At 55.0% G+C, this 13,463-nt stretch carries 10 protein-coding genes; all 10 read left to right on the plus strand.

Features of this window, described 5'->3' with window-relative positions; genetic code table 11:
- Positions 1–76 precede the first annotated feature (76 nt).
- The 10 genes from D6851_RS00925 (at position 77) to bcsA (ending at position 13,463) form a co-directional block, all read left to right on the plus strand.
- Positions 77–616, plus strand: a complete 540-nt coding sequence (locus tag D6851_RS00925; RefSeq protein WP_120322999.1) for an RNA polymerase sigma factor — start codon at positions 77–79, stop codon at positions 614–616.
- On the plus strand, positions 613–1,623 hold the full coding sequence (locus D6851_RS00930; protein WP_120323000.1) for a FecR family protein: 1,011 nt from the start codon (positions 613–615) through the stop codon (positions 1,621–1,623). Before D6851_RS00925 ends, D6851_RS00930 begins: the two co-directional genes overlap by 4 nt.
- A gap of 177 nt (positions 1,624–1,800) precedes the next feature.
- Complete coding sequence (locus tag D6851_RS00935; RefSeq protein WP_183029933.1) at positions 1,801–4,467, plus strand: TonB-dependent receptor; 2,667 nt, start codon at positions 1,801–1,803, stop codon at positions 4,465–4,467.
- A gap of 115 nt (positions 4,468–4,582) precedes the next feature.
- The gene (locus D6851_RS00940) at positions 4,583–5,410 is read left to right on the plus strand and encodes an SDR family NAD(P)-dependent oxidoreductase (RefSeq protein WP_120323002.1); all 828 of its coding nucleotides are present in this window, start codon (positions 4,583–4,585) and stop codon (positions 5,408–5,410) included.
- Positions 5,411–5,458: 48 nt separating this feature from the next.
- Positions 5,459–6,190 carry an SDR family NAD(P)-dependent oxidoreductase gene (locus D6851_RS00945; protein WP_120323003.1) on the plus strand — a complete coding sequence of 244 codons (732 nt, stop codon included), beginning with the start codon at positions 5,459–5,461 and terminating at the stop codon, positions 6,188–6,190.
- A 164-nt stretch (positions 6,191–6,354) separates the two neighbouring features.
- Positions 6,355–6,768 carry a nuclear transport factor 2 family protein gene (locus D6851_RS00950; protein ID WP_183029934.1) on the plus strand — a complete coding sequence of 138 codons (414 nt, stop codon included), beginning with the start codon at positions 6,355–6,357 and terminating at the stop codon, positions 6,766–6,768.
- Between the two features lie 94 nt (positions 6,769–6,862).
- Positions 6,863–7,627: an SDR family NAD(P)-dependent oxidoreductase gene (locus tag D6851_RS00955; protein WP_120323005.1), complete on the plus strand. Its 765-nt coding sequence runs from the start codon at positions 6,863–6,865 to the stop codon at positions 7,625–7,627.
- A gap of 367 nt (positions 7,628–7,994) precedes the next feature.
- A complete protein-coding gene (locus tag D6851_RS00960; protein ID WP_120323006.1) occupies positions 7,995–8,357 on the plus strand; it encodes a hypothetical protein in 363 nt (120 codons plus the stop codon).
- A complete protein-coding gene (locus tag D6851_RS00965; RefSeq protein ID WP_120323007.1) occupies positions 8,354–9,127 on the plus strand; it encodes a cellulose synthase operon protein YhjQ/BcsQ in 774 nt (257 codons plus the stop codon). Before D6851_RS00960 ends, D6851_RS00965 begins: the two co-directional genes overlap by 4 nt.
- Before the next feature lie 16 nt (positions 9,128–9,143).
- Positions 9,144–13,463 (plus strand): UDP-forming cellulose synthase catalytic subunit, encoded by a 4,320-nt coding sequence (bcsA, locus tag D6851_RS00970; protein ID WP_274379031.1) that lies wholly within the window; start codon positions 9,144–9,146, stop codon positions 13,461–13,463.

The following is a 13,463-nucleotide window of genomic DNA, read 5'->3' on the forward strand; positions in this document are numbered from 1 at the left end:
ACAGTATTTCTGGTTTAAATTTGTAGGACGATTTGGGGCGTGCTAGAGCTTGACCCGGCTGACTTGGAGAGGCGCCATGGTCAAGAGAGCGGCGAAAACGTCGTCCTGGACAAATTTCAATACTGACCGGCTTTGCGGCCTGCGGACTCGTCTTACGGCCTATTTCCGGCGTAGTGGGTACGACCCGTTCGATGCAGAAGATCTGACGCAGGATGTTTTCCTGAAAATGACGAATGTCGTCGCTGTCCGCGAACAGTTGCAGGACGGATATGTCTTCACGATTGCGCGCAATCTGCAACGGGATGAGCGTCGTCGTGCCCGCGTGCGGCTCAGATACGATAGTTCTGTCGAGAGTGATGGCGACCTTCTGACCTCCGGCGGAAGTGATGCTCCCGATGCCGAGCGCGTTCTTATAGGTAAGGAGGAGGCCGGATTGCTGATCGATGGCCTCAGTGAACTGCCTGAACGTACCCGCCGGATTTTTCTGCTCTACAGGCTGGAGGGGTATGCTCAGCGAGACATAGCGCAAAAGCTCGGCATTTCGGTCAGTGCCGTGGAAAAAAATGTTGCCAGAGCGATGTTGCATCTTCTGAAAAAGGTGGATCGGGAGAAATGAGCCAGCAATCAGAGAGTTTGCGAGAGGCTGAGCGCGAAGAGGGGGCCCGCCTGTTTCTCCGGGCAAGGGAAACCGGAAGCGATCGGGATTGTCGGGAGCTGGAGCAATGGGTTGCCGAAGATCCTGAACGGCGCATGCTTCTTCGTGATCTGGACTATATCTGGGATGGCGTAGGTTCGCTCGAAAATGAACCGCAGGTCATGCAATGGCGTGACGATATCGAGAGTGTGTCCGGCAGCGGGCGCGGACGAACATATCTTGCACTGGCGGCTAGTTTGTTGCTGGCAGTGGCTTTTGGTTCGGTGTCACTGCTTATGTCGCATCGGGAGGCGGAAACAGCGCAGCTAATGGCGACATCCATTGGTGAGCGGACGGAAGCAACGCTGGAGGATGGTTCGACTATCCTGCTGGATTCTGCTTCCGAAGTGGCTGTGGAATATTCGCGCGATGTTCGGCAGGTAAGGTTGTTGCGCGGTCAGGCCTGGTTTCGGGTTGCACATAACCCGGACCGCCCGTTTCAGGTTGTCGCTGACGGCGAGGAAATTCGCGCTCTGGGCACTGAATTCAATGTAGCGGTCGAACGGGCAGGGCCGACGGTCAGTCTTATAAAAGGCCGCGTGCTGGTATCGCATCTTGAGAACCGCGAAGCGTTTTTTGGACTGCGTGATCGAACGGTGAAACTGCCCGTTGCTACGCTGGAAGCCGGGCAGCAACTGTCCTATAATTCCGAAAGCCAGCCTCGTATTCGGACTTTCGATCCTGCAGCAGTTAGCGCCTGGAAGAAGGGGCGCATTATATTCGAGGATTTGCCGCTCGATAAAGCGATTGCGATCGTCAATCGCTATTCGCGCCGTTCTGTCGAACTGGACCCGCAATTACCTCCCATCAGAATGACCGGGGTGTTCAATGCCGGCGATGGTCTTGCTTTCGCCCGGACTGCCGCTACCTATCTGCCGAATGCGAGGCTGACGATTAATGAAAAGTCGATTGTCATACAAAAAGATTGATATTTTTTGCATCCGCAAGTGAGGGGATGGCGATCTCACCCGTTCTAGGGGAGGCAAGGGGCAAAAGATCCCTGCTTTTCTAGGGAGAGTGAGATGAGAGGGGAAACCTTCTGTATATATGCTTGCATGGCTACGGCCAGCAATGTTTTGGCGGCGTCGCCTGCCTTGGGGCAGGAGATGGAATTCTCGATTCCGGCATCGCGATTGAGTGAAGCGCTGAAGCAGTTCGCGATTCAGTCTGGGGAACAGATATTGGTGCCCAGTGAGCTGGGAAGGAATGTTAAAAGTGCAGGTGTAGTAGGACAATTTTCTCAGGAGGAAGCCTTAAAACGTGTACTGGCGGGCACAGGATATAAGGCTGTGCGCTCCGGGTCAGGTGTCATATCCTTTCAGAAAGCCGCACCGGCACCTTCGCCAGCACCGCAATATCGCACCGCAAGCCAGCCGATGGCCCGCAATGCTGCGCCGCAGGACAGGACGACCCTTGTCGAAAAAGACACCGATCAAATCGGGGCCAACGAAATTATCGTTACCGCGCGCAAACGCGGCGAAAGCGATCTTGAAGTTCCGATCGCTATTCAGGCCTTCGACAGTGCCCAGCTGGCGCGCCGGGGCGTTCAAAGCCTGAGCGACATTGCCGCAGTCACGCCGTCGCTGGTCGTTTCGGAAAGCTTTGGCAGTCTGGGCGGAACGATGAATCTGCGCGGCGTCGGAGCCTCCTCTGTCAATGCGGCAACCGATCAGGCTGTCGCGCTCAATATCGACGGGGTGACGATCGCCACCGGTGCCGCTGCCCGTTTTGCCCAGTTCGATCTCCAGCGCGTGGAGGTTTTGCAAGGGCCGCAATCGCTCTATTTCGGTAAAAATACGACGGCTGGCATTATCTCGGTGATTTCAGCCGATCCTACCGATGAGCCTTACGCCATGTTGCGCGGAGGTTATACGTTTCAGTCGCGCGGCCTGCTTACCGAAGCAGTGCTTTCGGGGCCGGTCACTGATAATCTGGCTGCACGTCTGGCATTCTTTCGGTCGGACCAGAAAGGCTATTTTCGTAATCCTCTGGCCTCGACGACAGTTACGCCACCTCAGTCACTGATTGATCTTTATGGTCCGTTGCTGGCTCCTCGCTACTCGCGCGGGCCGGATGCTCTGAATACGGGGCTTCGGGGCACTGTGAAGTTTGAACCGACGGATGATCTGAGTATTCGCCTGAAGGCAACCTATTTCAATCAGAAAGGATCGCCGAGCAACAATAATACCCAGCTCTATTTCTGTCCTGCCGGCGTTCCTGCGCCGGGGAATCCTGGCAATGTTCCGGGTATTGGCGAATGTGAGGTGGACCATGTTCTTGGACCGACCGGTCAGAACCCGACAGCTGAAACAGCTGGCGATCTGCGTTTCTACGATGGCCAGCCCTACACGGACTCAACCCAATACCTTCTGTCAGCCGACGCCGAATATGTGCTGTCCGATAGTCTGACATTGAATTCGGTGACCGGCTATTACGATATGGATATGCTCGATTCCACGAATTCGAGCTTTTCACCTTATCCCGCTATTGGCGGGCTCAATGAAGTCAAGCGGGACGATTTTACGCAGGAGCTGCGTCTTACTTCCGATTTCGATTCTCCTCTCAACGGAATGATAGGGGCCTATTACCAGACCGGCGATTTTTTCATTTCAGTGCCGGTCACGCTTTTGCAGGACCCGGTTCCGATCTCGGAATATTACATCGATTCCCGCACATGGGCTGTTTTCGGTGAGTTGACATACGATCTGTTCGAGGATGCGGTCCAGATTTCCGCCGGCGGTCGTTACACCGATGAAAAGAAAGATCTGAAGCTGTTCAGCCGGGTGCTGGATGACTTCGCGGATGATCTTCCTGCGGACACCGTTCGCACGAAGAATTTTTCCCCTGAAGTCACGCTGACCTGGCGGCCCGACCAGCGGACCAATGTCTTCCTCACCTATAAAAAAGGGACTAAATCGGGCGGCTTCAACTCCGATACGCTCAATCTGCCGCCTTTCGATGAGGACGACATTTCCTATTCGGATGAAAAAGTCGAAGGTATCGAAGGCGGAGTTAAAAGTGTTCTTTTCGGAGGTGCGCTGCGCGTTAATCTGACAGGCTATGCCTACAAATATGACGATTTGCAGGTAGGGGTGCTCGATCCGGTAGCGGTGACTCAGCTTACCCGTAATGCTGCCAGCGCCAAGGTCCGCGGCATTCAGTTCGACGCAAATTATCAACCCACATCCATACCGGGCTTCAAACTGTCCGGCGCCGTCAATTACAGCCATGCCCGGTTCGATGATTATATCGGCCAGTGTTACACCGGCCAGACGATCGATGCGGGGTGTAATCTCGATATTAACGGTGATCCCGTGGCGCCCGGTGCAGTGGCGGTAAACCAGAGCTTTTCAGGGCATCCTCTGGTCAAAGCGCCGGACTGGACGGGCAGTCTTTCAGCCGATTACGAGTTTCCTGTCACGCAGGATACCAGTATCGGCCTGTCCGTAGCGGCATCCTACAGCAGCGAATATCATACGGTGGACACGCAGCCTGTGAATTCGCTTCAGCCTGAATATGTGAATCTCGACGCGCAAATCCGCCTGTTCAAAGATGATAACGGCTGGGAGCTGGCACTCATCGGCAAAAATCTGACCGACGTGCTGCGCGTGCAGCAAGGGGTCGAGGTGCCGTTTACCCCGGGGCCGGACGTCGTTGCCGGCACAGGAACAGCCGGGCCGGGGATTCCGGCCGATCTTGTCGGTTTCACGAACCCGCCATTCCAGCTGATGGTGAGGCTGACGATCGAACCATATTCCCTGTTCGGCCGCTGATCGTGCCGCATCATCCCGCCCTAAAGCCGCAAAGGTCCCGTGCCCGACCCAAGACGGGTCTCCTGGTGTCGGGATCGGGCACTGATCTGAAAATATATGAGGAGGAAGGCAGGAGATGAATAAAGACTCTCGAGCCAGTTGCGGCCCTGTCGAGGGCCGGCTGGCAGGCAAGATTGCGCTTATCACCGGAGTGGGCAGCGGTCAGGGGCGCGAAGTTGCGTTATTATTTGCAAAGGCCGGGGCATTGGTAATCGGCTGCGATATCAATGCCGATGGTCTGGCAGGCACGCAAGATCTGGCAAGGGATATGGGCGTCACTCTCGATCTTTCCGTGGTCGATGCGGCGGATGAGGCGAAAGTTACATCCTGGGCCGATGCAACCGCAGAACGCTATGGCGGGATAGATGTCCTCTATAATAACGGCGCCGGTGTACATTTCGCGCCGTTCGCTGACATGACGCTCGACCAGTGGCACGACACGCTGCGTATGGAGCTGGACACCGTTTTCATTCCGTCGCGGGCGGTTTGGCGGCACATGATCGCGAGGGGCGGCGGGTCGATCGTCAATATCGCATCGATAGCCGGCATGCGGGGCTCCGAAGTTATCGGAACAGCGGGGCCGGCAGCGCATGCAACCGGGAAATCGGGCGTGATCGGTTTTACCCGCCAGCTCGCTACGGAAGGTGCGCCTCACTGGATCAGAGTAAACGCCATTTCACCGGGGCCTATCTTTACGCCGGCTGTGGAGCAGGTGGTCGCTTCCAGCCCGGAATTCCGCCGTATGTTTGATGGTATGTCGATGCTTTCCCGGTTCGGTTTCCCGATCGACGTCGCTTACACGGGATTGTTCCTGGCATCGGATGAGTCCGCTTTCGTGACCGGTGCAAACCTGACGGTGGATGGGGGAACAACGGCCAGAACCGGTGCCTCCTTTTTACGCTGAAGCACCGCTGTCATCGGCCTGACTGAGGGTCTCGAAAGGTACGAATTTATGAAGCGAATGAATGGAAAAACAGCCATTGTTACAGGTGCAGCGAAAGGCATGGGGCTTTGCCATGCCCGGATGCTGGCCGCCGAAGGGGCGTCCGTCGCACTGACCGATATAGACAGTGAAGGCGGAGAAGCGGCCGTACGAGATATTGGCGGTGCAACGAAATTCTATCGTCACGATGTCAGCAGCGCCGAATCCTGGGACCTGCTCGTTCAGCAGGTCGAGAAGGATTTCGGGCCGGTAAGTGTTCTCGTGAACAATGCCGGCATCGGTTATCCTGTGCCCGTAGAGAAGCTCGACGAAGCGCAATATCGTCGTTTCTTCGAAATCAACGAACTGGGGTGCTTCCTCGGCATCAAGGCTGTTCTCGATTCCATGCGGAATGCCAGGAGCGGATCGATCGTCAATATTTCGTCGGCATGCGGCATTCAGGCTCTCGACGAGACAATAGCCTATACTGCAACCAAATTCGCGGTACGCGGCATGACCAAGGCTGCCGCGCTGGATCTGGCCAAATATAACATTCGCGTAAATTCGGTACATCCGGCTTTGACACGAACGGATATGTGCCGCCCGGAAACTGTCGGCGATCTGCTCGATAGTGTTCCGCTTCGACGCATCGGCGAACCGGAAGAAGTCTCCAGCGTCGTTCTGTTCCTGGCTTCCGATGAATCATCCTACTGCACCGGTGCAGAATTCGTGGTCGATGGCGGTTTTACGGCCGGGCACTAGCCGGACCGTCTCAGGAAACCGGAAGGCCGCTTGGGCGACAGATCCGGATTTCGTCATTGACGAAGGTTTCAGCCCGATAGCGCAGACCCGATCAGCGGGCAGCACGCGCCGCCGCCGGACGCAAAATCATCTGCAAACAGGTAAACTAAAAAGGGAGAATGCAAATGTCTGTCGAAGAAAACAAACAGGTTGTTCGTGATTATTTTTCCGCGTCTGCGGTCGGTGATCTTGCCAGGCTGGATCAGCTTATCGCCGATGACGCTACGCGCTGGATGATCCCTTCAACACCGTTTTCCGGTGTGGCGAATAAAGCTGAAATGATGGCCGCGTTCGAGGCGGTTTCAGGTGCTTCCGATGAACCGTTCGGGAACGAGGTGGAACATATTACCGCAGAAGACAACCGCGTATCGGTTACGGCAACCAGCTATCTCAAGCTAAGAAGCGGAAAGGTCTATGCCAACCAGTATCATTTCCTGTTTTTCGTCGAAAATGGCAAAATTACTTCGATAAAGGAATATTTCGATACGGCCCATTTCAATGAGATTTTCACGCCCGAAGAAATGGCAAAGCTGGGTTAGTTTTCTGAAATTCAGACTCACACGTCCGGGCAGGAAACTGCTGCGAGAATTCTACAGCGTGCGCTTTTGCCGCGCTCAGTAATGGCAGATCAACATGAAAGACTTATTGGAAAATAAAACGATTATCGTCACCGGCGCTGCAGGAGGCATTGGAAAAGCTGCGGCGCTTGTTCTGGCCGGACATGGCGCGAATGTTGTTGTCACCGATATTAGCGAGACCGGGCAGGATGTTGCTTCCGAAATCACTGCCGCCGGCGGATCGGCTGCTTTCGTTCATGCAGACGTTACCGAGGACGAATCCGCAGGCGAACTCGTGGCCAAAGCACTCGAGACCTTCGGCAGGCTGGACGGGGCCTTCAACAATGCCGGTATAGAGCAGCAGTCCAAACCGCTGCATGAATTGTCTCCCGCAGAGTGGGATCGGGCTATCCGTGTCAATCTCACCGGCATTTTCAATTGCCTGCGGCATGAGGTGAAGGCGATGCTGGATTCAGGGGGAGGTGCTATTGTTAACACGGCTTCGGCCATGGGCAGCGTAGCGGTTGCCAATGCGGCGGAATATGTGGCGACGAAACATGGTGTGATCGGACTGTCCCGTGCCGCTGCGGTCGATTATGGTACACAGGGCATCAGGGTGAACGCAGTACTTCCCGGGGTTATCGAGACGCCGATGTTCACGCGCTTTGCAAACGACCCTGCTTACGCCGGTTTCATCGATCAGCTTCGCGGACAACATCCGATCGGCCGCTTCGGGCGCCCGGAAGAGATTGGACAAGTGGTAAGCTGGTTGCTTTCCGACCTGTCGTCTTTCACCACAGGAGCCGCAATCGCTGCCGACGGGGGGTATCTCGCGATCTGATCCCCGGTCATTTCGCGGTCCGGGCTATGCCTGTCGGTTCGGACCGCGCATACACCCCTTTTATCGATTTCATCAATGCTCCGGGCAGAGCGTCGCTCGGCAGACATAATTTCAAGCGGCTTCGGGTTCAGGACGAAGCCATTCTCCGAAGACTGTCGATAATGCGATTGTGCGGCGTTCGTAAGCCAGGGCATGTCTGCGGACTTGTGCAGCCAAGACGAGGTGCCGACAAAGGTGATGCTGCGCGTTACCTGAATAATTTGGTAAACTTCGCGTTAAATTGCTGTACCGACTGACTACGTGTTTTTTCTTAACCGCTTTTTCACCCTCTAATTTTAGAGCTAATCTGAGAAACTTAGGGGGTCGCATGCGCTCTGATGCAAATTCATTGCTTCAAAAATTAAGTCAGCAGTCGTTCCGGTATCAGGAATTTCCGGATGCTTTTGCTGATCTGGAGCCCTGGCCGCTTTTCGAGGCGATGCTGAACGATGATCGTCTCATCGCGAAAAAGACCAGCCGTCTTGAGCGGCAGGAACAGACTTTTCAGGCTGCGAAGGAAAGAGGGCTTGAGGCGAACAAGCCCGCGGAAGTCGTCAATGCGCCTTTTGCCACACTGTATTCCGTCAACGGAAACAAAGGTCACAAGAAACAATCCGAAGATGATGCGGCGTCGGGAGGCCGGGCGGATTTTCGATCTTTTCTTTCCAGTCTCGGGAGTGACAAAATATGACGCTTATCCTGTGTCACTCTGCCAAAGGCGGGGTCGGAACGACATTTCTGGCTGCACAGCTGGCCATTCGGTTCGCCCAAGCCGGGCGTCAGGTCACGGCGATTGACGGGAGCGGTCAGGATTCTCTGAAATTACACTTCGGCATATTGCCTACACAATTCGCACCTAACTGGTCGAAGTCCCACACCATGCCTTTGGTGATGTCGAATGTCAGTCTTATCGATGCCCATCTCGATATCCGGGAAGAATATTTTCTCAACTCCTTGCGGCGCGGCGATCTGGCGCGGGAAAAGGGTGCGATTATTATCGTCGATATAAATTCTGCCGATCGCAATCTGTTCAGGGATCTTTATGACCTTGCGGATTTGCATATCTGTCCGATTTCTCCGGACCCGGCAGCATTAGTCAGCCTTTCGCAGCTTGGCGGCGATCAGCGCACCACCGAGCTGGAAAAGACGGTCTATGTCTTCAACATGCAGGATGACCGTCATAAACTGTCACGCCATAGCTATCGGTTTGTCAAAGAACTGTTCGATACCAGGCTTGTCGGCACTGTCCGGCGGGATCAGGCTGTGTTCGAAGCGCTGGCTATGTTTGAACCTTTGACCAAGATTGCTCCGAACAGTGTTGCACTGTCCGATCTGGACGAACTGGCGCAGTCTATTCTCAACATGAGCGAGCTGTCGGATATGCCGAACTTTCCTGATAGCGATACATCGCCTTCCGATCCTCAGGCAGTGAATCCATCGGGTTCGCGTGTGGCAAGCTGACCGGGAGTTTTCAGTTGTGACTGCCCATGCATGGTTTCGCTATCCGGTGGCAATCGCCGTCCTGTTCATGGCTGCGCTGGTCATTTTCGTTCCTCTGGATCTGACCCAGCAGTGGATTTTCGCGGTCGGCGTGGTGCTGGCAGCCTTTACCATTTCGCGTAATAAAAGCCGGCGGGCCACTCTGGTTATTGCGGCCATCGCCATGCTCGTTTCCACCCGTTACATCGTATGGCGCACTACCCAGACGCTGGAGTTTAATACATTCCTGGAAATGGGGCTGGGCGGCGGCCTGTATCTGGCGGAACTGTATGCCTGGGTTATTATGGCGCTGGGCTTTTTGCAGACCAGCTGGCCGTTGAACCGGCCAGTGGTGGAAATGCAGGGCGATGCCAAGCAATGGCCGACAGTCGACGTTTATATTCCGACCTATAATGAAAGTCTCGATATTGTCCGGCACACGGTATTCGCAGCAATGGATATGGACTATCCGACGGACCGTTTTCGGGTTTTCATTCTCGATGACGGCAAGCGCGAAGAGTTCAAGGCTTTTGCTCGCCAGGCCGGTTGCGGTTATCTGACGCGGGCTGACAACCTTCATGCCAAAGCCGGCAATCTTAATGCAGCGATGAAGAAAACCGATGGCGAACTGATCGCTATTTTCGACTGCGATCACGTTCCCACCCGGGCCTTTCTCCAACTGACCGTCGGCTGGTTTCAGCGCGATGCGAAACTGGCGCTGATTCAGACACCGCACCATTTTTATTCCCCCGATCCGGTACAGCGCAATCTCAGTCTGGTGGAAGATTTACCGGGTGAAGGGGACCTGTTTTACGGCCCCGTGCAGGGCGGTAACGATCTGTGGAATGCGACATTTTTCTGCGGTTCCTGCGCGGTGATCCGCCGGGAAGCGCTCATGCAGACCAATGGGTTTGCAGGAGAAACGGTGACGGAAGATGCGCATACTGCGCTGAAATTGCAGCGTATGGGATGGAATACCGCCTATATCAGCGCGCGTCTTTCGGCCGGTCTCGCAACCGAAAGGCTGGTGCTGCATATCGGCCAGCGCATCCGTTGGGCCCGCGGTATGACACAGATATTGCGGATCGATAATCCGCTGCTTGGCCGGGGCCTGAAATGGCAGCAGAGGCTGTGTTATCTCAATGCGATGCTGCATTTCCAGTTTCCTCTGCCGCGGATCGTATTTTTGACTTCTCCGCTGGCTTACCTTCTGGCCGGGCAAAACATTATCCACGCTTCCGCCTCGCTCATTTTTGCCTATGCTTTGCCGCATTTGTTCATCTCGATGGAATCGAGCGAAAGATTGCACGGCGGCGAAAGGCGGCCGTTCTGGGGGGAAATCTATGAAACCTTGCTGGCTTTCCACCTTGTTAAACCTACGGTTTTTACCTGGTTTCAGCCGCGTAAAGGTAAGTTCAACGTGACGGATAAGGGCGATCTTCTGGATAAGACCTTTTTCGATTTTCAAACCGTTCGCCCTCATCTGATTGCGATTGGGCTGCTGGTTTCCGGCTTATTGTTTGCATTCACGAAATATATGTTTTTCAACGATTATTTCGAAGTTCAGCGCGGTACTCTCATTCTCAATACGGCCTGGGCGACTTTTAGCCTTATCATATTGATGGCTGCCGTATCAGTGGCACGGGAATCCCGCCAGGTGCGTGAGCATATTCGTGTCTTCTCTAAGATGCCGGTGACGATCTATCTGGATGACGGGCATGTCATTGAAGGGCAGTCTATCGACGTATCGCTGGGCGGTATTTCCTGTCGTCTGCCGGATGGCTTTGCTGTGAATGATCGCCGGGTGACCGATATTTCCCTGCCTATGGGCGATGAAATTCTGACGGTCCCCGTTGCTACGGTGCAGATCGATCGGGGCGTGGCCCGGCTCCGTTTCGAAGAGCTCGATATTTTGCGCAAGCGCCAGCTGGTTCGCGCAGTTATGGGTCGTGCCGATGCCTGGCAACGTACCGCGCCTTACAAGCCGGTGTCCGCCATTCGGTCTCTGATCGCAATTATCAAGGTGGATCTGCTGACTTTGAAGCGTATTATTCGCCGCGAAAAACCGCTCAACATGGTGCCTAAAGTAGCTGCTGCTATCGGTTTGTGTGCCATCCTCGCCGGCCTTGTGCTGGGGCAACCGGCGATGGCGCAGGAAGTGCGCGATGCTTCCAGCGAAGCCCCGGCGGTTTCTGCCAGCGGTATGCGGTCCGAACGCCTGACGCTGAAGGATCTGGATATCGAACGTCCCGTGCGGCTTGCCGGGACGCGTGGTGAAATCGGTATTCCTTTCGGTATTGCGGCGAATGAAGTTGTCACCAATGCGCAACTGACTCTGACTTTTGCCTATTCACCCGCTCTGCTCAGCGATCTCAGCCAGATGGTTGTGATGATTAATGGCGAGATTGTCCGGACGGTTGAACTCAACCGGAATAATTCCGGCGGGGTCACCATGAATATGGATGTGGAACCGGCGCTTTTCCTGCCGGGCGAAAATCGTCTCAATCTGCGTTTTCTCGGCCATTATACCCGCGACTGCGAAGACCCTTTTCACTCATCTTTATGGGCCAATATCAGCAATACGCAGTCTTTCCTCGATCTCGACATCCAGACATTGAAGATGCCGCCGGATCTGGCCAGTCTGCCTGGCCCCTTTTTCGACAAGGCCAGCGTCCTTCCGCTGAAGCTGCCTTTTATATTCGCCGGATCGCCCGGCGATGGCGAGGCTGAGGCGGCAGCGAGCATCGCATCCTGGTTCGGCGGACTGGCGAGCTATCGTGGCTTTCGCTTCGATGTGCATTATGGTGATTTGCCGCGCGGGAATGCGGTTGTTTTTCTTCTGCCGAACAGGCGTATCGCCGGTATCGATGAACAGATCGACGGACCTGCTGTCGCTGTCCGGCCCAATCCCAGAGATGAATTCGGGCAATTGCTCATCATCATGGGCCGGAATGAAGAGGAACTGAAGCAGGCTGCTGCTGGTATTGCCTATGCCACCGGGCTCGCCGGGCAGGAAAAAGCGTCTCTGGCCGGCATTCGTATCCCTTCCTATGCGCGTTATGGTGCGCCGCGCTGGCTCCCCAATGATCGTGAAGTCAGGCTGGGTGAATTTACACAGGACTATGCGTTGCAGGGACAGGGTCTGCCTCCCGGACCGCTGACAGCGCAATTTCGTGTGTCGCCCGATCTGTTTTTCTGGCCGCGTGAGGGAGGCAGGCTGAATGTGGATTATCGCTATCCGACCGCGACCTGGCTTGATCGCCGGGCTTCCCGGCTGGATCTGTCGATTAATAATCAATATCTGCGCACTTTGCCGCTCAATGCTCCATGGTGGCAGCGCTGGTGGAACGACGATGGCGCAGCATCTAACGATTCCGATGCCAGCGTGGTTTTGCCGCGCTATAATATGTTCGGTCAGAACGAGCTTATCTTCGATTACAATCTCATCATCGGCGACAAGGAGCGGTGCAAAGGCACATTGCCCACCAATGTCCATGTGAGCATTCTTCCTGAGAGTACGATCGATCTCACAGGCTCCTACCATGCGCTGCGCATGCCCGACCTGTCGACTTTTGTGGGGGCGGGCTATCCCTTCACGGTACAGCCCGATCTGGCCGATACGGCGGTTCTGATGCCTACCAATGCCAGCAGCGACACCATGGAAGCTTTTCTGGCACTGATGGGGCGTTTCGGAGATTCAACCGGTGCCCCGGTGAGCCGGGTTTCGGTTGAACGGGAAGTTAATTCCTCTCTGCTGGAAAACAAGGATGTGCTGGTGATCGGGCCGGACAGTTTGGCGGGAGCCAGTGACCTGTTCGAAAATGCGCCCGTTTATTTCGAGCAGGACCGTCTCCGTGTCATTGAAAGGGGGATGATCGATCGGGCTTTCAGTACCTTCATGAATAAAGCGCCCGATAAAGCGAGTGAAGCCGAAACGATGATGTACCGGGCCAATCATTTTACCGGTATGGTCGGTTTCCAGTCACCTTACAGTGCCGACCGCAGTGTGGTTGCGGTTCTCGCGTCGGATACGGATGCTCTTCCGAAGCTTATCGCCGATCTTGACGATGTGGAATTTCTCGCCGGGGTTCAGGGTGATCTTTCTGTTCTCAATGGCGATGAAATGCGCAGTTTTGCAGTGGGTCCGACCTATATGGTGGGATCTTTGCCATGGTGGATTTCCATCGGATACTGGTTCAGCAGCCATCCTTTTTTGCTGATCCTGGCTTGTGTGGCGGTCGCGCTTATTGTCGCGGGCCCGATTTATGCCATTCTGCATCGCCAGCAGCAGAAGCGCCTGCAACAGGACGGTACATGA

It is taken from the genome of Altericroceibacterium spongiae, assembly GCF_003610805.1.
In the GTDB taxonomy this organism is placed as follows: Bacteria; Pseudomonadota; Alphaproteobacteria; order Sphingomonadales; family Sphingomonadaceae; genus Altericroceibacterium; species Altericroceibacterium spongiae.

What these genes read in the sequence shown, in the direction of transcription:
- D6851_RS00930 (WP_120323000.1), top strand. Translation starts at nt 613, where the DNA reads ATGAGCCAGCAATCAGAGAGTTTGCGAGAGGCTGAGCGCGAAGAGGGG.
- D6851_RS00925 (WP_120322999.1), top strand. Translation starts at nt 77, where the DNA reads ATGGTCAAGAGAGCGGCGAAAACGTCGTCCTGGACAAATTTCAATACT.
- D6851_RS00950 (WP_183029934.1), top strand. Translation starts at nt 6,355, where the DNA reads ATGTCTGTCGAAGAAAACAAACAGGTTGTTCGTGATTATTTTTCCGCG.
- D6851_RS00935 (WP_183029933.1), top strand. Translation starts at nt 1,801, where the DNA reads ATGGAATTCTCGATTCCGGCATCGCGATTGAGTGAAGCGCTGAAGCAG.
- D6851_RS00960 (WP_120323006.1), top strand. Translation starts at nt 7,995, where the DNA reads ATGCGCTCTGATGCAAATTCATTGCTTCAAAAATTAAGTCAGCAGTCG.
- D6851_RS00945 (WP_120323003.1), top strand. Translation starts at nt 5,459, where the DNA reads ATGAAGCGAATGAATGGAAAAACAGCCATTGTTACAGGTGCAGCGAAA.
- D6851_RS00940 (WP_120323002.1), top strand. Translation starts at nt 4,583, where the DNA reads ATGAATAAAGACTCTCGAGCCAGTTGCGGCCCTGTCGAGGGCCGGCTG.
- D6851_RS00955 (WP_120323005.1), top strand. Translation starts at nt 6,863, where the DNA reads ATGAAAGACTTATTGGAAAATAAAACGATTATCGTCACCGGCGCTGCA.
- D6851_RS00965 (WP_120323007.1), top strand. Translation starts at nt 8,354, where the DNA reads ATGACGCTTATCCTGTGTCACTCTGCCAAAGGCGGGGTCGGAACGACA.